At 71.0% G+C, this 21,858-nt stretch carries 24 protein-coding genes; 16 read left to right on the plus strand and 8 right to left on the minus strand.

Going from position 1 to position 21,858, the window contains the following annotated elements; genetic code table 11:
* From VMR86_15460 to VMR86_15470, 3 genes are all read left to right on the plus strand, one after another.
* A partial coding sequence (locus tag VMR86_15460; protein HTO08443.1) for a cyclase family protein occupies positions 1-705 on the plus strand: 705 nt, incomplete at its 5' end.
* Positions 706-776: 71 nt separating this feature from the next.
* The gene (locus VMR86_15465) at positions 777-2,018 is read left to right on the plus strand and encodes a sigma-70 family RNA polymerase sigma factor (GenBank protein ID HTO08444.1); all 1,242 of its coding nucleotides are present in this window, start codon (positions 777-779) and stop codon (positions 2,016-2,018) included.
* 67 nt (positions 2,019-2,085) lie between these two features.
* Positions 2,086-2,403, plus strand: coding sequence for a DUF1971 domain-containing protein (locus VMR86_15470; GenBank protein ID HTO08445.1), 318 nt, complete (start codon positions 2,086-2,088; stop codon positions 2,401-2,403).
* A gap of 29 nt (positions 2,404-2,432) precedes the next feature.
* Here the strand turns inward: VMR86_15470 and VMR86_15475 are convergent, their stop codons facing one another.
* Entirely contained in the window at positions 2,433-3,824 is a 1,392-nt protein-coding gene (locus VMR86_15475; protein HTO08446.1) for an aspartate aminotransferase family protein, read from the minus strand.
* A gap of 101 nt (positions 3,825-3,925) precedes the next feature.
* On the opposite strand from VMR86_15475, the gene VMR86_15480 reads away from it, so the two are divergent.
* Together VMR86_15480 and VMR86_15485 are read left to right on the plus strand one after the other, a co-directional pair.
* Positions 3,926-4,624 carry a YciI family protein gene (locus tag VMR86_15480; GenBank protein HTO08447.1) on the plus strand — a complete coding sequence of 233 codons (699 nt, stop codon included), beginning with the start codon at positions 3,926-3,928 and terminating at the stop codon, positions 4,622-4,624.
* Positions 4,625-4,641: 17 nt separating this feature from the next.
* Positions 4,642-5,340: a YciI family protein gene (locus VMR86_15485; protein HTO08448.1), complete on the plus strand. Its 699-nt coding sequence runs from the start codon at positions 4,642-4,644 to the stop codon at positions 5,338-5,340.
* A 107-nt stretch (positions 5,341-5,447) separates the two neighbouring features.
* On the opposite strand, the gene VMR86_15490 is transcribed toward VMR86_15485, so the two are convergent.
* Positions 5,448-5,999 (minus strand): hypothetical protein, encoded by a 552-nt coding sequence (locus VMR86_15490; GenBank protein ID HTO08449.1) that lies wholly within the window; start codon positions 5,997-5,999, stop codon positions 5,448-5,450.
* Between the two features lie 171 nt (positions 6,000-6,170).
* On the opposite strand from VMR86_15490, the gene VMR86_15495 reads away from it, so the two are divergent.
* From VMR86_15495 to VMR86_15520, 6 genes are all read left to right on the plus strand, one after another.
* Positions 6,171-6,602 carry a hypothetical protein gene (locus VMR86_15495; GenBank protein HTO08450.1) on the plus strand — a complete coding sequence of 144 codons (432 nt, stop codon included), beginning with the start codon at positions 6,171-6,173 and terminating at the stop codon, positions 6,600-6,602.
* Positions 6,603-6,653: 51 nt separating this feature from the next.
* Complete coding sequence (locus tag VMR86_15500; GenBank protein HTO08451.1) at positions 6,654-7,847, plus strand: MFS transporter; 1,194 nt, start codon at positions 6,654-6,656, stop codon at positions 7,845-7,847.
* Between the two features lie 138 nt (positions 7,848-7,985).
* A complete protein-coding gene (locus tag VMR86_15505; protein HTO08452.1) occupies positions 7,986-8,486 on the plus strand; it encodes a hypothetical protein in 501 nt (166 codons plus the stop codon).
* A gap of 26 nt (positions 8,487-8,512) precedes the next feature.
* On the plus strand, positions 8,513-9,253 hold the full coding sequence (locus VMR86_15510; protein ID HTO08453.1) for a 3-oxoacyl-ACP reductase family protein: 741 nt from the start codon (positions 8,513-8,515) through the stop codon (positions 9,251-9,253).
* A gap of 41 nt (positions 9,254-9,294) precedes the next feature.
* Positions 9,295-10,047, plus strand: coding sequence for a hypothetical protein (locus tag VMR86_15515; protein HTO08454.1), 753 nt, complete (start codon positions 9,295-9,297; stop codon positions 10,045-10,047).
* A gap of 24 nt (positions 10,048-10,071) precedes the next feature.
* Positions 10,072-10,938, plus strand: a complete 867-nt coding sequence (locus tag VMR86_15520; GenBank protein ID HTO08455.1) for an LLM class F420-dependent oxidoreductase — start codon at positions 10,072-10,074, stop codon at positions 10,936-10,938.
* Between the two features lie 48 nt (positions 10,939-10,986).
* On the opposite strand, the gene rtcA is transcribed toward VMR86_15520, so the two are convergent.
* Positions 10,987-12,000, minus strand: coding sequence for an RNA 3'-terminal phosphate cyclase (gene rtcA / locus VMR86_15525; protein ID HTO08456.1), 1,014 nt, complete (start codon positions 11,998-12,000; stop codon positions 10,987-10,989).
* Between the two features lie 3 nt (positions 12,001-12,003).
* On the minus strand, positions 12,004-13,236 hold the full coding sequence (locus VMR86_15530) for an RtcB family protein (protein HTO08457.1): 1,233 nt from the start codon (positions 13,234-13,236) through the stop codon (positions 12,004-12,006).
* Between the two features lie 196 nt (positions 13,237-13,432).
* Between VMR86_15530 and rtcR the strand changes: the two genes are divergently transcribed.
* The gene (gene rtcR / locus VMR86_15535) at positions 13,433-15,031 is read left to right on the plus strand and encodes an RNA repair transcriptional activator RtcR (protein ID HTO08458.1); all 1,599 of its coding nucleotides are present in this window, start codon (positions 13,433-13,435) and stop codon (positions 15,029-15,031) included.
* Here rtcR and VMR86_15540 read toward each other — a convergent pair.
* Both VMR86_15540 and corA read right to left on the minus strand, forming a co-directional pair.
* Positions 15,028-15,777, minus strand: coding sequence for a VOC family protein (locus tag VMR86_15540; protein ID HTO08459.1), 750 nt, complete (start codon positions 15,775-15,777; stop codon positions 15,028-15,030). The two genes, rtcR and VMR86_15540, sit on opposite strands and share 4 nt — an antisense overlap.
* Positions 15,778-15,826: 49 nt before the next feature.
* Positions 15,827-16,939 (minus strand): magnesium/cobalt transporter CorA, encoded by a 1,113-nt coding sequence (gene corA, locus VMR86_15545; protein ID HTO08460.1) that lies wholly within the window; start codon positions 16,937-16,939, stop codon positions 15,827-15,829.
* Between the two features lie 9 nt (positions 16,940-16,948).
* Between corA and VMR86_15550 the strand changes: the two genes are divergently transcribed.
* A complete protein-coding gene (locus tag VMR86_15550; GenBank protein ID HTO08461.1) occupies positions 16,949-17,749 on the plus strand; it encodes a phytanoyl-CoA dioxygenase family protein in 801 nt (266 codons plus the stop codon).
* A gap of 4 nt (positions 17,750-17,753) precedes the next feature.
* On the opposite strand, the gene VMR86_15555 is transcribed toward VMR86_15550, so the two are convergent.
* The gene (locus tag VMR86_15555; protein ID HTO08462.1) at positions 17,754-19,310 is read right to left on the minus strand and encodes a tetratricopeptide repeat protein; all 1,557 of its coding nucleotides are present in this window, start codon (positions 19,308-19,310) and stop codon (positions 17,754-17,756) included.
* The gene (locus VMR86_15560; GenBank protein HTO08463.1) at positions 19,307-20,665 is read right to left on the minus strand and encodes an LLM class flavin-dependent oxidoreductase; all 1,359 of its coding nucleotides are present in this window, start codon (positions 20,663-20,665) and stop codon (positions 19,307-19,309) included. Before VMR86_15560 ends, VMR86_15555 begins: the two co-directional genes overlap by 4 nt.
* A 99-nt stretch (positions 20,666-20,764) precedes the next feature.
* Between VMR86_15560 and VMR86_15565 the strand changes: the two genes are divergently transcribed.
* From VMR86_15565 to VMR86_15575, 3 genes are read left to right on the plus strand one after another with little or no spacing between them, the layout of a single operon-like run.
* Complete coding sequence (locus VMR86_15565) at positions 20,765-21,337, plus strand: cation/multidrug efflux pump (protein HTO08464.1); 573 nt, start codon at positions 20,765-20,767, stop codon at positions 21,335-21,337.
* A 27-nt stretch (positions 21,338-21,364) separates the two neighbouring features.
* The gene (locus VMR86_15570) at positions 21,365-21,517 is read left to right on the plus strand and encodes a hypothetical protein (protein HTO08465.1); all 153 of its coding nucleotides are present in this window, start codon (positions 21,365-21,367) and stop codon (positions 21,515-21,517) included.
* 3 nt (positions 21,518-21,520) lie between these two features.
* Positions 21,521-21,853, plus strand: a complete 333-nt coding sequence (locus VMR86_15575; GenBank protein HTO08466.1) for a GNAT family N-acetyltransferase — start codon at positions 21,521-21,523, stop codon at positions 21,851-21,853.
* Positions 21,854-21,858 lie beyond the last annotated feature (5 nt).

Raw genomic sequence — 21,858 nt, forward strand, 5'->3', positions numbered from 1 at the left:
CCGAACCCCGTGCAGCACCACATGATCGGCACCTGCACCGAGGGCTACGGCGGCGACTACTTCGCGATCGCGCCGCACGGGTTCGCCACGAGTCACATCGACGCGCTCTGCCACATCTTCCACGACGGCAAGCTCTACAACGGCTACCCGATCGAGAAGGTCACGGCGCACGGCGCGCTCGAGCTGGGCATCCACGAGCTGAAGGACGGCGTGGTCTCGCGCGGCGTGCTGATCGACGTGCCTGCCGTCCACGGGGTCGAGTATCTCGAGCCGGGCACGCCGATCTTTCCCGACGAGCTCGAGAACGCCGAGAAGCGCCAGGGCCTGCGCGTCGAGCCGGGCGACGTGCTGCTCGTGCGCACCGGCCGCTGGGCGCTGCGCAAGGAACGCGGCCCGTGGGACCCGCGCCAGCAGTGTGCGGGCCTCGACGCGTCGTGTCTGCCGTGGCTGCACGAGCGCGGCGTCGCGACGCTCGGCTGCGACGGCGTGTCGGACGTGGTGCCCTCGCGCATCGAGGGCGTGAACCTGCCCATCCACTCGGTCGCGATCGCCGCCATGGGGCTCCACCTGCTCGACAACCTGGAGCTCGAGCCCCTGGCGAAGGCCTGCGCCGAGGAGAAGCGCTGGGAGTTCCTGCTGACCGTGGCGCCGCTGATCCTGTTCCGCGGCACGGCCTCGCCGGTGAACCCGATCGCGATGTTCTGACCGTCGTCCTCGATTCACTTCGCGCGTCGTACACGTGGAGGTGTCGGCCGTGAGGGCATAAGCTCGCGCGCGTGGACGAGAGCCGGGCGGTCCTCGAGCGAGTGTTTCGCGCGGAGTCGGGCGTGGTGCTCGGCGCGCTGCTCGCGGAGCTTCGCGACCTGGATCTCGCCGAGGACGCGTTCGCCGACGCGGTCGCGACCGCGCTCGAGCGCTGGCCCGCCGACGGCGTGCCACGCCGGCCGGGCGCGTGGCTCTTGACCGCGGCCCGGCGCAAGGCGCTCGACCGCCTGCGCCGGCGCGCGACGCGCCTGGACAAGCAGCATGCGCTCGAGCTCGAGGCGGAGCTCACGGCCCACGAGCAGGAGCCCGTGGAGCCCGAGGACATTCCCGACGAGCGCTTGCGCCTGATCTTCACCTGCTGCCACCCCGCGCTGGCGCAGCCGGCGCAGGTCGCACTCACTCTGCGCACGCTCGGGGGTCTGTCGACCGCGGAGATCGCGCGCGCGTTCCTGGTCGACGAGAGCGCGATGGCGCGGCGGCTGGTGCGCGCGAAAGCCAAGCTGCGCGAGGCCGGCGTGGCCTACCGCGTGCCCGAGCTCGAGTCACTGCCCGAGCGGCGGGAGGCCGTGCTGGCCGTGCTGTATCTGATCTTCAACGAGGGCTACGCGGCGAGCGCCGGTGACGCGTTGGTGCGGCGCGAGCTGGCCGCCGAGGCGATCCGCCTGGGCCGCGTGCTGGCCGAGCTCATGCCGGGCGATGCGGAGGTGCGCGGGCTGCTCGCGCTCATGCTGCTGCACGACGCGCGCCGCGATGCGCGCGTCGACGCCTCGGGCGCAGGCGTGCCGCTCGAGGAGCAGGACCGCACGCGCTGGGACCACGCGCAGATCGCGGAAGGGAGGTCGCTGGCGGCCGCACTCGGCCCGCCCGAGGCGTCAGGGCCCTACGCGCTTCAGGCGGGCATCGCCGCGCACCACGTCGCGGCCGCGAGCTTCGCCGCGATCGACTGGCGCGCGATCGCGGCGCTCTACGGTCACTTGCTCCGGCTGCAGCCCTCGCCGGTGATCGAGCTGAACCGAGCCGTGGCGATCGCGCTCGCCGACGGCCCCGAATCGGGGCTCGCGCTGCTCGACGCGCCGGAGCTGGCCGAGTCACTCGTGAGCTACCCGCCGTATCTCATGGCCCGCGCCGATCTGCTGCGCCGCGCGGGCCGGGGCCGTGAAGCGGTCGAGGCGTTCCGCGCCGCGCTGGCGAGCGCGGCGACAGCGCCCGAACGAGCCTATCTCGAGCGGAGGCTGCGCGAGCTGGCGCGATGACTACAATGGACCTCACACGCCCGATCGAGAACCCCGCCTCGATCCAAGCCGGCCGAGATAGTCTTACGTGAAGAGCCTGCCACCGGACGTCGTTCCCTATCAGCGAACCCGAGAGTTCTCCGAAGCGACGCTCCCTGACGGCCTGCGCCACCGGCACACCACGAAAGCCGGCGTGTGGGGACGTATCTGCGTCCTCGAAGGCTCTCTCCGCTACCGGATTCTCGAACCGCCCGAAGAGCACACGCTCTCGCCTTTGTTACCCGGCATCGTGGAGCCCGAGATCCCGCACGAGGTCCAGCCCCTGGGCAAGGTGCGGTTCTACGTCGAGTTCCTGCGCCACCCCGGTTGGCGCTTGACGGCTGGGCGCTCGGGGCGGTCGGGCTGATCCGCCCCTGGCCGGCCCCGGCCTGACGACTACGACGCGCGGCGCGCTTTGATCGCGTGCGCGGCGAGTGTCTTGCCCAGATCCCAGATCGAGCCCGGCACTTTGTGCGTGTCGGCGATGACCTCGTCGCACGAGGCGCGGATCCAGCGCCGGTCGTCTTCGCCGATCACGAGCGGCGGCAGGAACTTCACCACGTTGCAGCCGTGACCCGCGACCTGCGACAGGATGCGGTGCTTCTTGAACAGCGGGATCGTGATCATCTGGCTGAACAGGCCGGGCTGGGCGGCTTCGAGCAGCTTCCAGGCGGCACGCAGCGAGAGGCTCTTCGGCTCGCCGAACTCGAGCGCGATCATCATGCCCTTGCCGCGCACGTGGTGCAGGAACTCGTGCTTGTCGACCAGCTGGCGCAGGTCGGCGATGAGTGACTCGCCGAGCTTCGCGGCGTGCTCGACCAGGTTCTCCTCCTTCAGCACGCGCAGGGTCGCGATGCCCGCAGCCATGGCCAGATTGTTCTTCGAGAAGGTCGAGCCGTGCACGGGTGCGCGCACCATGGAGCTGAACAGCGCGTCGAACACGTCGCGCCGCATGCCCACCGCGCCCACGGGCACGAAGCCGCCGGACAGCGCCTTCGCCATCAGCAGCATGTCGGGCTCCGCGCCCCAGTGCTCCACCGCCCACATGCGGCCGGTGCGGCCGAGGCCCGTCTGCACCTCGTCGGCCACGAACAGCGTGCCGTGCTGGCGGCACAGGCGGCCGGCTTCGCGCAGATACTCGGGGTGCGCCACGTGCACGCCGTGACCCTGGATCGGCTCGACGATGAACGCCGCGACGTCGCGCTTGGCGAGCGCATGCTCCAGCGCCTGCAGGTCGTTGAACGGGATCCGGTGGCAGCCGGGCAGCATGGGCCCGAAGCCTTCCTGGAAGATGTCGTCGCCGTTCAGTGACACCGCGCCCATGGTGAGTCCGTGGAAGGCGTGGTCGCAGTACACGATGCCTTCGCGGCGCGTGGCGTAGCGGGCGAACTTGATCGCGGCTTCGACCGCCTCGGCGCCCGAGTTGCAGAAGAACACCTTGTCCAGCCCGCCGGGGAAGGTCGGCACGAGTCTCTCGGCCAGGATGCCCGCGAGCAGGGACACGTCCATCTGCACCAGGCTCGGCAGCTCGCCCTCCAGCACCTCGCGCAGCGCGCCGACGATCGCCGGGTGGTTGCGGCCCACCGCGAACACGCCGTAGCCCGACAACAGGTCGAGATAGCGGTTGCCCTCGTCGTCCCACAGGTACGGACCCTGGGCGCGCACGTAGCGGCGGTCGAAGCCGATGGTGCGCAGCACGCGCGCGTGCTGCGTGTTCAGGTAGCGCTCGTGCAGGGCGAAGCTTTCGCCACGGCGCTGGGCCAGGAGCTCGAGCAGGCTTTCCGACATCGCGCACCCCTCCGGCGAATTCGGGGCGCAGAATACATTTCTTCGGGCGCGGCGTCGTTTTCCCGGACCCTCGCGCGTCGTACGGGCAGGAGGAAGCCGAAGTGGAGTTCTTGCTCTTGGTCGAGGACCGCCGAGACGAGGGCCAGCGTTCGCCGGTAGCCGTGGACGAGATGCTGCGCTTCGCGCGCGAGCTCGAGGCGGAGGGCGTGCTGGTCACGGCAGCGGGACCTTTCGCCTCGGAGGCCGAAGGGGCGCGCTTGCGCGTGCGCCGCGGAGCCACGCTGGTCACGAGCGGCCCGTTCGAGGAGCCGCGCGAGGTCGTCGGCGGCTGCTACCTGATCGACGTGGCCGACCGCGCCGCTGCGATCGAGATCGCCAAGCGCTGCCCCTGGGCGCGCGCGGGCGTGATCGAAGTGCGCGCCCTGGCGCGCGACCCGTGGCTCCAGCGCGAAGGGCAGGGCGAGCTCTACGCCTTTCTCTACCGCAGCGATCCCAGTGACGCCGGACCGGTCGCCCCTCGCATCGCGGAGATGCGCGCCTTCACGCTCGACCGCAAACGCGAGGGGGTGCACGTGGCCGGCGGGCGCCTGCCGCGCGAGACACCCCCCGCGTTCGTCGAGCAGCGCGAGGCACAGACACTCGTCGTCGACGGGCCGTTCGCCGAGACCAAGGAGGTCGTGGCCGGCTTCGCGCTCATGCGGGTGGCCTCGCGGGCGGCTGCGCTGGAGCTCGCCGGGCGCGTGCCGCACGCGCGCTGGGGCAGCGTCGAGGTGCGCCAGGTGCGCACCCCACACGAGTGATTCGAGAGGAGAAAGCCATGGAATACATGCTCCTGATCCTGCATCCGCGCGGCCAGGCCGCACGCGAGAACGTGACCATGCCCGAGATGGGCAAGTACGCCGGCGAGCTGACTGCGGCCGGCAAGATGCGCGGCGGCGCGCCGCTCATGCCCGAGGCGCAAGGCGCGCGCCTGCGCCTCTCCGGCGCGCGCCGCGAAGTCACCGATGGCCCGTTCGCCGAGAGCAAGGAGGTGATCGGCGGCTATTTCTTGGTCGACGCCAAGGACGCCGCCGAGGCGCTCGAGCTGGCGAAGCGTTGTCCGCACGCGCGCGCCGGCACGGTCGGGCTGCACCAGGCCATGCGCGAGGTCGGCGACCCGCCGCCGGCGCCGGGCACGCGCTTCCTGCTCGTGTTTCTCGAGGACGGGAAGCTCACCGACCCCGACGGCTCGAAATACGACCAGATGATGAAGTGGACCGAGTCACTGAAGCGCGACAAGGTCTACGTGGAGTGCGCGGGTCTGGCGAAAGACCCGCCGGGCCGCCGGGTCGAGATCCACGCCGGGAAGGCCGTCGTGACCGACGGTCCGTTCGCCGAGACCAAGGAGATCGTGGGCGGCTACGCGCTGGTCGCCGTGCCCGATCGCAGGGCCGCGCTCGAGCTGGCCGCGCGCTGCCCGCACGCCGCCTGGGGCGCGATCGAGGTGCGCGAAGTCATGAACGTGCCCGCGATCTGAGAAGAGAGCCGAGCGCCCGGAGCCGATGCAGGCGGCCGATGCTCGCCGCCAGATCGAGGAGCTGCGGTGCGCTCGGCTCGGGTCCCTTCCCTCGGACCAGAGGCGAGTCAGTCGTCGCTGCCTTCCGTCTCGAAGCCGGTCATCGCGAACCACTTCTCCTCGGAGCCCGCGAGGATCATCACGATCGGCTCGACGCACGGATTGGGCAGGGTGAGCCGGGCGTTGATGTTCGCGTTGCCCTGCGGGCCGGTCTTGAAGCCCGTGAGCGTCTCGACGTTCTGGGTGGGCGTGTCGGTCGTGCCCTCGGTCACGCAGCTCACGAGCGCACGGAACTCGGTCTCGTCGTTCTTGCCGCGCAGCTCGGGCGGAACCGACGGGTCGTCCTTGAACACGAGCCCGCGCACCTGGACCACGAGATGGCCCGAAGCGGTGAGCGAGCCATGGACCGACTTCACCACCCACGGCGCCTCGTCGCCCGGGATGCCCCGTACCGGGTTCGTATCGCCAACGAAAGGCCCGTCGACGCCGTACATCGCGTGGAAGGCCAGGACCAGCCGGTTGTCGTCCTTCTGCTTGTGCACGCCCATGCCGGCCTGGGCGGGTGCCGCGATCAGTCCGAGGGCGGCAAGAGACACGGTCGTGAATGCAAGACTACGCATGGTTCTCCTTGGCGCAAATGTGCCGACCTGTCAGATACGACTCGGCGGCGCCGGCGGATTTGTCCGCGGCGGTCGGTGAATGCCGTCTCATCGTGGGGGAAGTGACTCCCGCTGGCGTAAAGCCGGCTTGCGGCCCTGCCGATCCCGACGGGACCGATTGACCCGAGCGGAGTGACTCCAGTGCCAGAGCGCAACCTGTTCACCATGGAAGGCACCATCAGCGTCGACCACCACCCGGGCGAGCGTGCGCTGGTCGGCGGCTGGCATTCGCTGTGCACGCCGCACTTCCGCGAGGCACTGGAAAAGGCCATGGCCGAGGCAGGACGCCTCGGCGTCTTGACCTGGATCGTGGATCTGACCCGCAACCCCGGCGTGCCTTCGCAGGCCGACCTGGCGTGGATCAACGACCGCGGCGTGTTTCTCGCCAAGCGCGCGGGCGTGCGCGCGATCGTGAACGCGCACGGCTCGAGCACGGTGGCCAAGATGGGCGCGAAGCGCTGGTCGAAGAGCGCCAGCGACGGCGGCCTGTCGACCTACGACTGCGGGAGCCTGGAAGACGCACTCAAGCTGGCCGCGGACATCGCGGCCGGCAAGGCGGCCTGAGGCGCCAGCAGGCCCGCGACGCGGCGCGCTAGACTCGCGCCCCTGAAACCGCTGCGGCTCTATCTCCTCGGCACGAGCTCGTGGTTCCTCGCGTTCGGGATCCATTCCGTGCTGTTCGCGTGGCTCGTGACCATGGTGCTGCACGAAGAGCCGCGCATGGTCGGTCTGGCGCAGATGGCTCTGCTCGTGCCGGCGTCGCTCTTGATGCTGGTGGGCGGCAGCTTCGCCGATCACTTCGGCGGCCGGCGCATCGCCGTGCTCGCGCAGAGTCTCGCGCTCCTGCCACCCCTGTTTCTCGTGGGGCTGCTCGCGACCGGCACGCTGCGCTTCGGCGCGATGCTCGCGTACGCGGTGGCGATGGGTCTGGCGCAGGCCTTCGTGACTCCCGCGCGCGACTCACTCTTGAACGACGTGGCCGAGACCGGCATCCAGCAGACGGTGATCCGCGCGAGCTTCGTGCAGTTCGGCGCGCAGATCGCGGGGTTCCTGCTGGCGTCGCGCGCGGATGCCGTCGGGGCGTACCCGATCCTGGCCTTGCAGATCGCGGCGCTGGGGCTGGGGGCGCTCGTGCTGGCGCGCGTGCGCGCCGATCATCCGCCGCGCGCGGAGGACGCGCACTGGCTGCGCGACTTGTTCGCGTCGGTCGCCGAAGGCGCGCGCACCGTGTGGGCCGCGCCCGAGATGCGCATGGTCGTGCTGCAGAACGTGGCCATGGGCGTGTGCTTCATGGGCTCGTACATCGTGACCGTGCCGCTGCTCGTGCGCGAGCGCTATCACGGCTCCTCGGCGGATCTGGGGCTCCTGAACGCCGCCAACTCACTCGGGCTGCTCACCACGGTGGTTGCGCTGATGCGCGTGGGCGACGTGAAGCACCGGCGCCGCGCGCTGATCCGCGCCCAGGCGGTCGGCGCCGCCGTGCTCGCGCTGATCGGCATGGGCTTCGAGTTCCCGCTCACGACCGCGCTGATCTACCTGTGGGGCATGTGCGGCGGGCTCGCGATGAGCATGGCGCGCACGATCATGCAGGAGGACGCCCCGCCGGGGCAGGCGGGGCGAGTCATGAGCTTCTTCTCGTTCTCGCTCCTGGGCGCGGGGCCGATCGGCGCGCTGTTCTGCGGCTATCTCGTGACCTGGTTCGGGCCGGAGCACGCGCTGGTGGCGGCGGCAGCGGTGATGGCATCGGTGGTGACTGCGTTCACGGTCTGGTCGCGCGAGCGGCTGACCGCCGCCGCCACGGGGGAGTGAGTGCTGCTCCCGGCCGGTGTGGTCTGGGCTCGCCCTGGCTGCCGGAGTCGGCGCCGCCGGAGTCCATTTCTCCTGCGCCCGCGATATGCTCGCTCTCACCACCACGATCGCGCCCCTTCGGCGCGGAGGAGACTCGTGATGCTCGGTCGGATCGTGAAAGGCCTCGTGATCCTTCTCGTCGTCCTGGTCGTCGCCATCGGAGCCGTGTTCGTCGGCGCGCGCTTCCACGACGGCCCCCTGGGGCCGATTCCCGGCGGGTCACTGCAGGCCGGCGAGTGGGTCTCGCAGCCTCCGGCGGACTGGAACTTCGCCAAAGACGTGCAGGAGGTGGAGATGCAGCTCGCCTACGAGAGCGCCTCGCGCACCACCTGGGTGCTCGTGAACGAGGGTGTGGCGTACATCCCGTGCAGCTTGACCCAGCCGCCGGGCAAGACCTGGTACAAGAAGGCCGACCAGAACGGCCAGGCGATCGTGCGCATCTCGGGCAAGCGCTATCCGGTGACACTCGTGCGTGTACAGGACGAGGAGACCCGAACCAAGCTGGGTCAGGTCGCCGTCGCGAAGTATCCGCAGGCTGCCCGGGTGTCTTCGGGCGGGGCCTGGTTCTTCAAGCTCGAGCCCCGCGCCGGGGCCACATGAGCTGACGGGCTTTGGGAAGCGCTGGCATGGGGACGCTGAGCGGGAAGGTGGCGCTGGTGACTGGGGCTTCGCGCGGGATCGGCGCGGCGATCGCGACGCGGCTCGCGCGCGAGGGCGCCGACGTGGCGATCACGTACGCGGCCTCGCCGCAGCGCGCGGAAGAGGTGACGCGCGCGGTGCGCGAAGCGGGGGGCCGCGCGCTCGCGTTGCGCGCCGACGCGGCGGACCCCGCGGCCGTGCAGGCAGCGGTCGACGAGGTCGCGCGCGCGCTGGGCCGGCTCGACGTGCTGGTGAACAACGCCGGCATCGCCATCGTCGAGTCACTCGAGAAGTTCACGCTCGCCGACTTCGACCGCATGGTGGCGATCAACGTGCGCTCCGCGTTCGCGGCCGCGCAGGCCGCGGCGCGCCACCTGCGCGAGGGCGGGCGGATCGTCACGATCGGCAGCGTGAACGCCGAGCGCATGCCGTTTGCGGGCGGTGCCGTGTACGCCATGACCAAGGCCGCGATCGTCGGCCTCACCAAGGGGTTGGCGCGCGATCTCGGCCCGCGCGGCATCACGGTGAACAACGTGCAGCCCGGCCCGATCGACACCGAGATGAACCCCGCCCAAGGCGACTTCGCCGAGTCGCTGAAGCGGCTCATGGCGCTGCCGCGCTACGGCCAGCCGGCCGACGTTGCGAGCATGGTCGCCTATCTCGTCGGCCCCGAAGCGGGCTTCGTGACCGGCGCCAGCTTCACCGTGGACGGCGGATTCCTGTCCTGAGCCGCATCCGGCTCGAGAACGCCGCGCTCTCGCTCGAAGTCATGCCCGAGCTCGGCGGGAAGATCACGAGCCTGCGCGATCGGCTCACGGGCCGGGAGTGGCTGTGGACCAACCCGTTCCTCGAGCGCCGGCCGGCGAGGCCCGGTGAGTCGTACGTCGCACGGCACGACACGGGCGGGATCGACGAGTGTTTCCCGGCCGTGCACGGCGAGCTCTGGTCGCGGCCGTGGACCGTGGCGCGGGCCACGGAGTCCGAGCTCGCCCTCTCCGTGCGCGGCGGCCCGGCCCGCTGCTACGGGCTCGAGCGCCTGCTGCGGCTCGCGCCGCGCGCGCCCCGGGTCGAGCTCGAGTACACGCTCACGAGCGAGGACGCGCGCGAGCTCCCGTTCGTGTACTGCCTGCACGCGCTGTTCGCGATCGAGCCCGGCATGCGCATCGAGGTGCCGTTCGCGACACCGATCGGTGTGGTCCCGGACCCGGGCGCGCCGGGCTTCCGGCCGGAGGGCGGCAAGCGCTTCGTCCCGGTGACTCGCGGCGAGGCCGCACTCCTGGCTGGCGACGGCCGGGAGGCGCTGCGCATGCGCTTCGACCCCGCACAGCTCCCGTTCGTGGGCCTCTGGCAGAACTACGCGCGCTGGTCCGGCGCGGGCACGGCGCCGTACTTCAACCTGGCGCTCGAGCCCGGGGTCGGCGACGACGACGAGCTGGAGCGCGCGCGAGCGCGCGGCACGCACGGGCTGCTCTCGCCCGGCGAGACCCGCCGCTGGTGGATCGCGATCGAGCTCGCGTCGTAGACTGACGCCCCGGAGGTCCCCGCAATGAAGGTCGGTCTCATTCCCGTGAACATCGGCGTGCCGTCGGTCGAGCCCATGCTGGCCATCGCCGAGAAGGCCGAGCAGGTCGGCATCGAGTCGGTCTGGACGTTCGAGCACGTGGTCGTGCCGATCGACTATCGCTCCAAGTATCCCTACAGCGCCGACGGCAAGATGGGAGTGACTCCCGAGACGAACTTCGTCGACCCGCTGGTCGCGCTGACCGCGATCGCGGCGCGCACCCAGCGCATCCGCCTGGGCACCGGCGTCAACATCCTGCCGCAGACCAACCCGCTGTATCTCGCCAAGCAGGCCGCGAGCCTGGACTTCGTGTCGCACGGCCGGCTCATGCTGGGGCTCGGCATCGGCTGGCTGCGCGAGGAGTTCGAGGCGCTCGGCGTGCCGTTCGAGCGCCGCGGAGAGCGCTTCGACGACTACGTGGTCGCGCTGCGCAAGGCGTGGTCGGGCAACGTGGTCGAGCACCGGAGCGACTTCATCCGCTGGAGCGGCTTCAAGAGCCATCCCCTGCCCGAGCAGAAGCCCGGCGTGCCGATCGTGATCGGCGGCTCGAAGGGCAAGGCGTTCGAGCGCGTGGCGAAGCACGGCGACGGCTGGTATGCGCCGACGGCCAGCGTGGCGCAGCTCGAGCCCATGCTGAAGGAGCTTGCCGCGGCCTGCGCGCGCGCCGGCCGCGATCCGAAGACGGTCGAGGTCTCGTGCATGTGGATCCCCGCCGCGGAGGGCGTGGACGCCGTGAAGCGCTACCGCGACCTGGGAGTGAGTCGCCTGATCGTGCCGCTCATGGCGCTGGGCGCGCCGCCGCTCGACGCGATCGAGCGCTTCGCCAACGACTGGCTCTCGCGACTGACTTGACGTTCGCTCGCCTGCGGCTCGCGGCGCGCGGCGGACGCCTGGCCTGGACTAGCTGAAGCGCAGCGCGAAGCCGCCGCCCGTCACCGGACTCACCAGAGCGCGTGCGGGCAGGAAGCGCTGCACCACGTCGAGGTTGGTGTACGCGTGCGGCGTGAGCGGGCCGGTGCGGAACTCGCCTTCGCCCGCGAGCGCGAGCGGCAGCACGAGCTGGTCGGCGAGCTGCGGGCCCACCGGCACGTCGCGCATGAGATAGTCGCGCACCTGCTCCACGGCGCGCTCCGCGACCACGTGCGCGCGCAGGCCGCGCTCGCCGAAGCTCGCGAACAGCTCGGTCACGTGCTCGCACTCGAGCTCGACCAGGAGCGCGTTGCCCGGGCCCGGGCTGTCCACGTGCTCGACCGCGCAGGCGCCTTCGAAGTCGGACAGCTTTCTGCGCAGCGTCTCCAGCTCGCGCTCGCCGATCTCGCGCGGCAGATGGGACAGGATCGCGCGCGCGCGGCGAGTCACGAGCGCGCCGCGCTGGGTGAGCTCGAAGCCGCGCAGCTTCGGGACGGGCTCGATCTCGACGCAAAGCCGGCCGCCGCCCGCGGGATAGAACCCGTGGCGTTCGAGCGAGGTGCGCACGCGCGGCCCCATCCGCTCCAGCAGCGGAAAGAACACGCGCGCCAGGTAGTCCCAGGGGGGAGCAGCCGGATTGTGAGTCCCGCCTTCGACCACAAGCCGCGAGGGCCCGTCGGCCAGCAGGAGCGGCGGCAGCACGGTCTGCACCACGAGGCAGGCGCTGCCGGCGGTGGCCACCGCAAAGCGGTACTCCCCCGGCTTCACCCGGCCCGGGCGGAACTCGAGTGACTCGGCGCCGAGCTGCGGGTCACCCGCCTCGGCCTGGCCGATCTCGACCGCCGCGCGCAGCGCGGCCAGGTGTTGCCGGAGCAAGCCCGGCTTCTTGCGGCCCGCGCGGATCTTGTCGATGCGGAACGGCGTGCCGGTGATCAGCGCCAGCGCGAGCGCGCTGCGCAGGATCTGGCCGCCGCCCTCGCCCTGGGAGCCGTCGATCGACAGCATGACTCAGCCCTTCACGCAAACGACCTGGCGGAGCTCGTACACGACGTCCACGAGGTCCTTCTGCGCCTCCATGACCGCGTCGATCGGCTTGTAGGCGCCCGGGGTCTCGTCGATCACGCCGGCGTCCTTGCGGCACTCCACGCCCGCCGTGGCCTCCACGTGGTCGGCCAGGCTGAAGCGGCGCTTCGCCTCGCCGCGGCCCATGGCGCGGCCCGCGCCGTGACTGCAGCTCATGAAGCTCTCCGGGTTGCCCTTGCCGCGCACGATGTACGAGCGCGTGCCCATGCTGCCGGGAATGATGCCCAGGTCGCCGCGCTGCGCGCGCACCGCGCCCTTGCGGGTCACGAGCACGTCCTTCCCGTAGTGAGTCTCGCGCGCCACGTAGTTGTGGTGGCAGTTCACGGCCACGTCGGTGGCCTGGAACGGGCGGACCCCCGGCGTGCGCCCGAGCGCCTCGAGCACGTGCTTCATCATCAGCCGGCGGTTCGCGAGCGCGAAGTCCTGCGCCCAGCTCACCGCCTCCACGTAGTCGGCGAAGTGAGTGCTGCCGTCGTCGAACCAGGCCAGGTCCTTGTCCGGCAGCGAGCCCAGGCGCTCGCCCATGTCGTTCTTGGCCAGCTCGATGAAGTAGCGGCCGATCGCGTTGCCCACGCCGCGCGAGCCGGAGTGCAGCATCACCCACACGCGCTGCTCGCCGTCGAGACACACCTCGATGAAGTGATTCCCCGTGCCCAGCGTGCCCAGGTGCACGCGGTGATTCGAGTTCTTGATCTTGCCGTGCTTGGCCGTGATCGCGTCGAAACGCGGCGCGAGCCTTTGCCACTCGGCGTCGGCGTCGGCGGGCGGCGTGCCCCACGAGCCCTTGTCGCGGCGGCCGCGCGCCTTGCTGAGGCCGTGCGGCACCGCGTGCTCGATCTGGCTGCGCAGCTCGCGCAGGCCGTCCGGCAGGTCACTCGCGCCCAGCGTCGTGCGCACGGCCATCATGCCGCAGCCGATGTCCACGCCCACCGCCGCCGGCACCACGGCGCCGTGAGTCGCGATCACGCTGCCCACGGTCGCGCCGATGCCCCAGTGCACGTCGGGCATGGCGGCGACCCAGCGGTGGATGAACGGCAGGCGCGCGATGTTCTCGAGCTGCTTGCGCGCGGAAGGCTCGAACGGGACGCCGCGTGTCCACGACTTCACGGGCACGCCGCCGTCCGGCTGGAAGGTCTCGTAGGGGAGGTCGCTAGCCATTGTCTCTCTCCGGTCTGGGCCGGCCGGGGCGGGTGTCGAGATCGCCCCGGCCGGCCGTTCCGCTCTCTTCTCTTTATCGCGGTTTTGGCGGGGCTCTAGAGCACCCCGCGTGCCAGGCCCCGGGCTAGCAATCCGGGCCCCACACGGTCCTCAGTCTAGCTGATCCGCTAGATGACTAGCTATAATTATCGCATCCATGGCCCGCACCGTCGCGATCGGGTTCCTGGGAACGCAGCTCGACGCGCCGCGCGGGTCGGCGCGCTGGGAGCGCTGGCGGCCCAGCGTCGACCTGTGCCGGCACCCGGACCTGGCGATCGCGCGCTTCGAGCTGTTCTCGGAGCGGCGCTTCGCGAGCCTCGCGCGCCAGGTCACCGCCGACATCGCGACCGCCTCGCCCGAGACCGAGCTGCGCGTGCACGAGCTCGGGCTCCGCGACCCCTGGGACTTCGAGGAGGTGTACGGCGCGCTGCACGACTTCGCGCGCGCCTACCGCTTCGCGCCCGAGGACGAGGAGTATCTCGTGCACGTGACCACGGGCACGCACGTGGCGCAGATCTGCCTGTTTCTGCTGACCGAGACACGCCACATCCCGGGGCGCCTGCTGCAGACCGCGCCGCCCGCGCGCGGCGCGCGCCAGGGGCCGGGCTCGTACACGATCATCGACCTCGATCTGTCGAAGTACGACCGGCTGGCCTCGCGCTTCTCGCGCGAGCAGGCCGAGAGTCTCTCGTTCCTGAAGTCGGGCATCGCGACGCGCAACGCCGCCTTCAACGCGCTGGTCGAGCGCATCGAGCGCGTCGCCATCGCCTCCACCGCGCCGATCCTGCTCATGGGGCCGACCGGCGCCGGCAAGTCACAGCTCGCGCAGCGCATCCACGCGCTGAAGCAGTCGCGGCGCCAGGTGACCGGCCGCTTCGTCGAGGTGAACTGCGCGACCCTGCGCGGCGACGCCGCCACGTCGGCGCTGTTCGGTCACGTGAAGGGCGCGTTCACCGGCGCCATGCAGGACCGGCCGGGGCTGCTGCGCGCGGCCGACGGGGGCGTGTTGTTTTTGGACGAGATCGGCGAGCTCGGGCCCGACGAGCAGGCCATGCTCCTGCGCGCGATCGAGGAGAAGCGCTTCCTGCCGCTCGGCAGCGAGAAGGAGGCGAAGAGTGACTTCCAGCTGATCGCCGGCACGAACCGCGACCTGCGCGAGGCGGTGCGCCAGGGCGGCTTCCGCGAAGACCTGCTGACGCGCATCGACCTGTGGACCTTCACGCTGCCGCCGCTGCGCGCCCGGCCCGAAGACGTGGAGCCGAATCTCGACTACGAGCTCGAGCAGTGGGCCGCGCGCACGGGCGCGCGAGTCACCTTCAACCGCGAGGCGCGGCAGAAGTTCCTGGCCTTCGCGACCGACCCGAGCTCGGCCTGGCCCGGCAACTTCCGTGACTTCAACGCCGCGCTCGTGCGCATGGCCACGCTCGCCCGTGGCGGCCGCATCGACGAGCCCGTGGTCGAGGAGGAGCTCGGCCGGCTGCGCGCCGCCTGGTCCGGCGGCGGCCATGCCGCCGAGGACGAGGTCGCGCGCGTGCTCGGCCCGCAGCAGCGCGCCGGGCTCGACCTGTTCGACTCGGCGCAGCTCTCCGCGGTCCTGCGCGTCTGCGCCGAGTCACGCACCTTGTCCGAAGCCGGACGCCGCCTGTTCGCAGTGTCTCGCGCGCAGCGCTCGAAGACCAACGACGCCGACCGCCTGCGCAAGTATCTCGCGCGTTTCGGCCTGTCGTGGCAGGAGCTCGAAGAGCGGCTGCGCTAGCGCGAGCGGATCCAGGTCTTCGCGCCCGGCGGCGCCTGGATCTCGCGCACCTCGTTCGAGCCGACCATCCAGCGGTGGCGCCGGGCGATCTCGACGGCCTCGTCGGTCGACTCGGCCTCGACGATCGTGAAGCCCCCGAGCGCCTCCTTCCCGCCGGCGAACCCGCCCGGCTCGACCGAGAGGCGGTCGTCCGGGTGGAGCCGCACCGTGCGTGCCTGCGCTGCGGGCGCGAAGTAGACCAGCGAAGAGCGCTCCTGCGCGTCGGTCTCGGCCTGCCACAGCCGGTGGCGCTCCATCAGCCGCGGCACGTCTTCTTTCCTGAGCTTCTGGAGCTCGCCGTCGACGTGCGTGAACAGGATCGCGAAGCGCCGCTTCGCGGGCTCGGACCCGGCCTCGGGCTGGGCGGGCTCGGCGAAGGTGAGTCGGTTCCCGTCCGCGTCGAGCGCGCTGAACTGACGCATGCCCCAGGGCTGGGTCTCGAGCGGCTCGGCGGGATGGATCACGCCCTGCTGCTCGAGCTCGGCATACAGCCCGTCGATCCCGCTCACCGCGAAACGAACACGGATCGGTGACGGCGGCGCGCCGCCGTCGAGATGCACCTCGATCGGCCCGCGCGCGACGCCCGCGTAGGGGCCGTACTCGAAGCGCGGCGCGAAGCCCAGGCGCTCGCGGTAGAACGCGACGGCGTTGGGCACGTCCTTTACGGGGAGGACCGGGATGGCGGACTCGAGCCTGGCTTCGGACATGGGGGACCTCCTGCCCTGTTGTCGCGCGAGCCGGCTCCGAGGATACGCCTCACTCGCGGTCGCCGTTCCCCAGCCAGCCGGCGCTCCGGAAGTAGGCGAGCAGCCCGATCGCGACCGCGGCCATGATGCCCCAGGCCAGCAGGTAGCCGTACTTCCAGTGCAGCTCCGGCATGTATTCGAAGTTCATGCCGTAGATGCCCACGATGAACGTGAGCGGGATGAAGATGCTGGACAGGATCGTGAGCACCTTGATGATCTCGTTGGTGCGCTGCGAGAGACTCGAGTGGTAGACCTCCATCAGGCCCAGCGAGATCTCGTGGAACGAGTCGAGCACGTCGCTGATCTGCAGCGCGTGGTCGAGTGAGTCGCGCAGGTACAGGCTCACGTCGGGGCCGACCAGCGGGTGGTCGGCGCGCATCATCGCACCCACGGCGTCGCGCTGCTGGTGCACCACGCGCACGAAGTTCAAGAGCTCGTGGCGCACGTGGTGGATCTCGCGCAGGATCGCGCGCGTGGGCCGGGCCGAGACGCGCTCCTCGAGTGACTCGAGCTTGTCGCCCAGCGCCTCGATCGCCGGGTAGTAGCCGTCGATCAACACGTCGACCAGCGCGTACAGCAGGTAGTCGGTGCCCAGCGTGCGCACCACGCCGCCGCGGCGGATGCGCTCGCGCACGGGCTCGAACACGTCGCGCTCGCCCTCGTGGAAAGTCACCACCACGTCGCTCGCGAGCACCAGACTCACCTGCTCCAGGTCGAACTCGAGCGGCGAGCGGGGGCACGGCGCGCGACACACCACGAGCTCGAACTCGGTGTAGGCCTCGGCCTTGGGCCGTTGGCCCACGTTCACGATGTCGGCCAGCGCGAGCGGGTGGATGCGCACGAGCTCGGCGATGCGCCGCAGCGCGTCCTCGTTGCCCAGGCCCTCGACCTCGAGCCAGGTCACCTGGCCGGGCGCGATCAGCCCGGGCAGCTCGTCGAGCGGCACGTCTTTGCGTTCGACGAGCTGGGTCTTGTCGTAGCGGATCACGTTGAGCCGCGTGCTGCCCGGCGGAAAGACGAGCGCGCCCGGCGCGGCGCCGACGGGCGGGCGACGCCGCTTGAAGCCTCCATGCCGCCGCTCGCCGCTCTTGCCCGAGACCCGACCCTCCGCGCGGCGTATCATACCGCGGCCATGGAATCCGAAGCGCTGGCGACTCACTGGAAGCGGCTCGAGACCGACGGCTACACGATCGTGGAGAACGCCTTCTCCACGGCCGAGGCCGACGCGCTGCTCGAAGAGCTGGCGCGGCTCGAGCGCGAGCTCGGCATCGGCTTCGCGGAGAACACCTTCGAGGGCCGCCGCACCAAGCGCGTGTACAACCTGCTCGCCCACGGGCCGCGCTTCGAGGCCATCCCCGTACACCCGGCGGTGTTGCCGGTGGTCGAGGGCGTGCTCGACTCGGGCTGTCTCGTGTCGTCGCTCTCCTCCATCGCCATCCATCCGGGCGAGGTCGCGCAGCCGATCCACGCCGACGACCAGCTCCTGCCGCTGGCCAAGCCGCACGTGGCCACGGTGTGCAACTCGATGTGGGCGCTCACCGACTTCACCGAGGAGAACGGCGCCACGCGCATCATCCCCGGCTCGCACCTGCGCGACGCGAGCCCGGTCTACGGCTCGCAGCACGACTCGATCCCCGCCGAGATGCGGCGCGGCAGCGTGCTGGTCTGGCACGGCAGCCTCTGGCACGGCGGCGGTGCGAACCGCAGCTCCGCCGTGCGCGTGGGCATCGCCATGAATTACTGCGCCGGCTGGATCCGCCAGCAGGAGAACCAGCAGCTGGGCATTCCGGTCGAGACCGCGCGCCGCTTCGCGCCGCGCCTGCGCGAGCTGGTCGGCTACGGCGTCTACCGTGGCCTGATCGGCCACATCGACAAACACAGCCCGGTGGAGCTCCTGGGCGAAGTCAGCGCGACGCGCGCGTTCGAATTCTGAGCCGCTAGCGGCCGGGCCCCTTCTGCAGGCTTTCGGCCAGTGCCAGGCCTCTCTGCGCGCCGCGGTGACCGGGCTCGAGCTCGAGCACGCGCCGGTAGCGGCTCACGGCCTCGTCGAGCTGGCCCGCCTGGCCGAGCAGGTTCGCCAGGTTGAAGTTGGCGGACACGAAGTCGGGGTTGCTGCGCAGCGCCTCGCGGTACTCGGCCATGGCTTCGGCGTCGCGGCCTTCCTCCTCGTACATGACCCCGAGCGCGTAGTGACCATGGGGGAAATCGGGCCGGATGCGCAGTGACTCGCGGTAGTGCGCGTAGGCCTCGGGGCGCCGGCCCAGGTCGGCCAGCTCGTTGGCGTAGAACTCGTGGATCACGAAGTTGTCGCGGGTCACCAGAAGCGCGCGCTCGTAGAGCGTCATGCCGTCGCGCCAATACGCGACCTGGCGGTGCGTGGCGAGGCCGAGCGTGCCGAGCACGAGCGCAGCGGCGGCCGCCCGAAGAGCGGTGGGAGCGCGCAGCCGGTCGGCGGCTTCGCGCGCCGCGAACGCCAGCGCGCTGCACAGGCCGAGCGACGGGACGTACGAGTAGCGGTCGGCGACGCCCTGGAAGCCCACGTGCACGATGCCGAGCACGGGCAGGAGAGTGACTCCGAACCACGCCCAGCCGGCCAGGAGCCAGGGCCGGCGCGCGCGTTCGCGCACGGCCAGCGCGGTCACACCGGCGGTCACCGCCAGCGCGAGCACGACCTCGCCCAGCCCGAGCGCCGTGCCGGGTGCCGGGTAGAGCACGGCCAGCCCCGAGGGCCAGAACGACAGCTCGAGATACTCGAGGTACTCGACCGGCACGAACGCGAGCCGCGCCCAGAACGGCGGCCGCATCCAGGCCTCGCTCGCACCCATCGTGAGCTGCGCAAAGAGCGTGATGGCACAGGACGCGGCGGCCAGCAGCGCGAACGGCAGCTTCTCGCGCAGGAGGCGCGCAGCGGGCGCGCGGCGCAGCGGCCAGAAGTCGACCACGAAGAGCGCGAGCGGCAGGGTCACGGCCATCGGCTTGGCCAGGAGCGCCAGCACGAACGCGCCGAGTGACCAGCCCCGCGCGCCGCGCCCGTACAGAGTCAGCGCGAGCAGATAGAAGAACGTACACAGCACGTCCTTGCGTTCCGCGATCCACACCACCGACTCGACGCGCAGCGGGTGCAGCGCGAACAGCCCCGCGGCGAGCGCCGCCGTCCAGCGCTCGCCGGTCGCGCGCGCGAGCGCGACGAAGAACAAGGCCGCGCTCGCCAGGTGAAACGAGAGGCTCGTCGCGTGGTGACCCGCGGCGGTCGTGCCGAAGAGCGACACGTCGAGCATGTGCGAGAGCCAGGTGAGCGGATGCCAGTTGCTGGCCCAGAAGGTCGTCGCCGCCCAGGCCAGCCCGCGCCAGGACAGCCCGGCCAGCACCATGGGGTTGTGGGTCACGTACTGCTCGTCGTCGAAGGCGACGAAGCCGCAACGCGCGACGCCCTCGAACGCGACGGCGGTGAGCGCCGCGAGCCCGAGGGCGATCCACAGGTCCCGGCGACTCACTCCGACGGCGGCACCTCGCGCGGCGCGAGGCTGCGGAGCGAGTCACCGCCCACGGCCGCCTCCTCCGCGATCTTCTCGAGCAACGCGTCGCCGCCCGCGGCCTTCACCAGCTCCTTCATCACCGCGGGCACGTTGTAGCCTTCGGGCATGCTCGGCGTCTTGCGTTCCTTGCGCGCGAGCGCGGCGTCGACCAAGGGCGCCAGGCGCGAGGCCTTGGCGGCGCGCTGCTTCTCGTCGCGCTCCTTGAACTCCGGGAGTATTTCGCGCCCGAACAGCTCGATCGCCTCCATGATGTGCTCGTGGCGGTTCTTGCCCGCCTGCAGCACGAAGATCAGCTGATCCACGCCCGCGGCCTCGAAGCGGCGCAGGTAGCCGCGCAGCTGGTCGGGCGTGCCGACCGCGCCGCGCAGCGCCGTGGTCTCGCCCTGTGCGACCTTGGCGCCGAGCTCCTGGCGCTCGGTGATCGCGAGCTCGGAGTTGAAGCCGCGCTCGTGGCGCTTGGCCTGGAAGTCCTGCCACAGGTCGGTCGTGCCCGGCACGTGATTGCCGAACGCAGCGTAGAACGCGAGTGAGTAGCCGAAGAAGTTCCCGCCCTCGAGGCCGCGGCGAATCGCCTCGCGCTCGTCGCGGTGCACCATCATGGGAGTCACGCACGCGACGTCGGTGTTGACCCGTTCGCCGATCGGCACGCACTTCGCGAGCCGGCGCTCGTGCGCCTCGGTCCAGCCCCGCGCTTCCTCCGGATCGATGAACGCGAAGGTGAGCGCGCCCAGCCCCAGCTCGGCGGCCAGCATGATCGTGTCTCGCCGCGAGCACGCCACCCATAGCGGCGGGTGCGGCCGCTGGCGCGGCTTGGGCACCACGTTGCGCGGCGGCATCTTGACCCAGCGTCCGTCGACGCCGCCGAACGGCGTCTCGGTGAGACAGCGAACCGCGACCTCGAGCCCCTCGCGCCACTGATCGCGCTTCAGGAACGGATCGACGTTGAAGCCGCCCATCTCGCCGGTGGTCGCCGACTCACCCGAGCCGAACTCTACGCGCCCGCCCGATACCAGGTCGAGCGTGGCCACCCGCTCCGCCGTGCGCGCGGGGTGATTGTAGAGCGGCGAGGTCTGGATGATGCCGTGGCCCAGCCGGATGTTGCGCGTGCGCTGACTCGCCGCGGCGAGGAACACCTCGGGCGCGCTCGAGTGCGAGTACTCCTCGAGGAAGTGGTGCTCGACCTCCCACACGTACTCGATGCCCAGCCGGTCGGCCAGCTCGACCTGCTCGAGCGCGTTCTGCAACAGGTGGTACTCGTCGTCGCGCCCCCACGGGCGCGGGAGCTGGTGCTCGTAGAAGATCCCGAAGCGCATCGCGTCCTCCCCAAAGGTGCGCTGCGATCATACCTGGCGCGCATGTCGCTTGCGGCGCAGGGGGTGCAACATTCCCCGGGCCCGGGACGATGGAGGCACATGGGCAAGGCGCTGCGCGCGATTCTGGCCGTCCTGGTGGTGACCGCCCTGGCGGCCGGCGCGCTGGCGCTCGTGGTGGCGCTCAACCTGCGCACCTACTCGCGACTCACCTACGAACAGCCGGTGCTCTCGATCGAGTTCCAGGCGCTCGCGCCCCAGCGCTTCACGGCGGCGGTGATCCGCGCGGATCGGGCCGAGACACAGCGCTTCGAGCTCGCGGGCGACGAGTGGATGGTCGACGCGCGCGTGCTGAAGTGGCACGGGCTGGCCAACGTGCTCGGCCTGGACGCCTACTACCGCCTGGAGCGCATCAGCGGCCGCTACCGCGAGATCGAGCAAGAGCGCACGGCGCCGCACAGCGTGTACCCGCTGCATCGCGAGTCGTGGCTCGACTTCTGGTCCTTCGCGCAGACGCACGCCGGTTGGATCCCCTGGGTCGACGGCTTCTACGGCAGCGCGACCTACCTGCCCATGGCCGACGGCGCGCGCTACCAGGTCAGCCTGAGTCAGACGGGCCTCGTGGCCCGCCCCGACAACGATGCCGCGCGCGCAGCCAGCCAGGCCTGGAAGTGAGTAGACTGGGGCGCGGAGGCCTGCCCCATGATCGTGCGACCCGCCGAGCGCATCGACCTGCCCGGAATCCTCGCGATCCACAACCAGGTGATCGCGAGCTCGACTGCGATCTACAGCGGCGTGCCGGCCAGGCTGGAAGAGCGCAGCGAGTGGTTCGAGTCACGGCGCGCCCAGGGCTGACCGGTGCTGGTCGCAGCCGAGGGCGCCGAGGTGTGGGGCTTCGCGTCGTTCGGTGACTGGCGGGCGTGGCCCGGCTACGCCACGACCGTGGAGCACTCCGTGCACGTGCGCGCCGACCGCCGGCGCAGCGGGGTCGGGCGCGCGCTGCTCGAGGCGCTCTTGCCGCGCGCCCGCGAGCTGGACAAGCACGTGTGTCTGGGTGCGATCGACGCTGCCAACGAGCCGTCGCTGCGCCTGCACGAGAAGCTGGGCTTCGAGCGCGTGGCCCACTTTCGCCAGGTCGCGCGAAAGTTCGACCGCTGGCTCGATTTGGTGTTCGTACAGCGCTTCGTTTGAGATAG

The organism is Myxococcota bacterium (assembly GCA_035498015.1).
GTDB lineage: Bacteria > Myxococcota_A > UBA9160 > SZUA-336 > SZUA-336 > VGRW01.

Excerpts from the sequence above, each read along its gene's own strand:
- VMR86_15475 (HTO08446.1), bottom strand. The coding sequence starts at position 3,824 with ATGTCGGAAAGCCTGCTCGAGCTCCTGGCCCAGCGCCGTGGCGAAAGC.
- VMR86_15485 (HTO08448.1), top strand. The coding sequence starts at position 4,642 with ATGGAATACATGCTCCTGATCCTGCATCCGCGCGGCCAGGCCGCACGC.
- VMR86_15490 (HTO08449.1), bottom strand. The coding sequence starts at position 5,999 with ATGCGTAGTCTTGCATTCACGACCGTGTCTCTTGCCGCCCTCGGACTG.
- VMR86_15505 (HTO08452.1), top strand. The coding sequence starts at position 7,986 with ATGCTCGGTCGGATCGTGAAAGGCCTCGTGATCCTTCTCGTCGTCCTG.
- VMR86_15510 (HTO08453.1), top strand. The coding sequence starts at position 8,513 with ATGGGGACGCTGAGCGGGAAGGTGGCGCTGGTGACTGGGGCTTCGCGC.
- VMR86_15515 (HTO08454.1), top strand. The coding sequence starts at position 9,295 with ATGCCCGAGCTCGGCGGGAAGATCACGAGCCTGCGCGATCGGCTCACG.
- VMR86_15520 (HTO08455.1), top strand. The coding sequence starts at position 10,072 with ATGAAGGTCGGTCTCATTCCCGTGAACATCGGCGTGCCGTCGGTCGAG.
- rtcA (HTO08456.1), bottom strand. The coding sequence starts at position 12,000 with ATGCTGTCGATCGACGGCTCCCAGGGCGAGGGCGGCGGCCAGATCCTG.
- VMR86_15530 (HTO08457.1), bottom strand. The coding sequence starts at position 13,236 with ATGGCTAGCGACCTCCCCTACGAGACCTTCCAGCCGGACGGCGGCGTG.
- rtcR (HTO08458.1), top strand. The coding sequence starts at position 13,433 with ATGGCCCGCACCGTCGCGATCGGGTTCCTGGGAACGCAGCTCGACGCG.
- VMR86_15540 (HTO08459.1), bottom strand. The coding sequence starts at position 15,777 with ATGTCCGAAGCCAGGCTCGAGTCCGCCATCCCGGTCCTCCCCGTAAAG.
- corA (HTO08460.1), bottom strand. The coding sequence starts at position 16,939 with ATGATACGCCGCGCGGAGGGTCGGGTCTCGGGCAAGAGCGGCGAGCGG.
- VMR86_15550 (HTO08461.1), top strand. The coding sequence starts at position 16,949 with ATGGAATCCGAAGCGCTGGCGACTCACTGGAAGCGGCTCGAGACCGAC.
- VMR86_15560 (HTO08463.1), bottom strand. The coding sequence starts at position 20,665 with ATGCGCTTCGGGATCTTCTACGAGCACCAGCTCCCGCGCCCGTGGGGG.
- VMR86_15565 (HTO08464.1), top strand. The coding sequence starts at position 20,765 with ATGGGCAAGGCGCTGCGCGCGATTCTGGCCGTCCTGGTGGTGACCGCC.
- VMR86_15570 (HTO08465.1), top strand. The coding sequence starts at position 21,365 with ATGATCGTGCGACCCGCCGAGCGCATCGACCTGCCCGGAATCCTCGCG.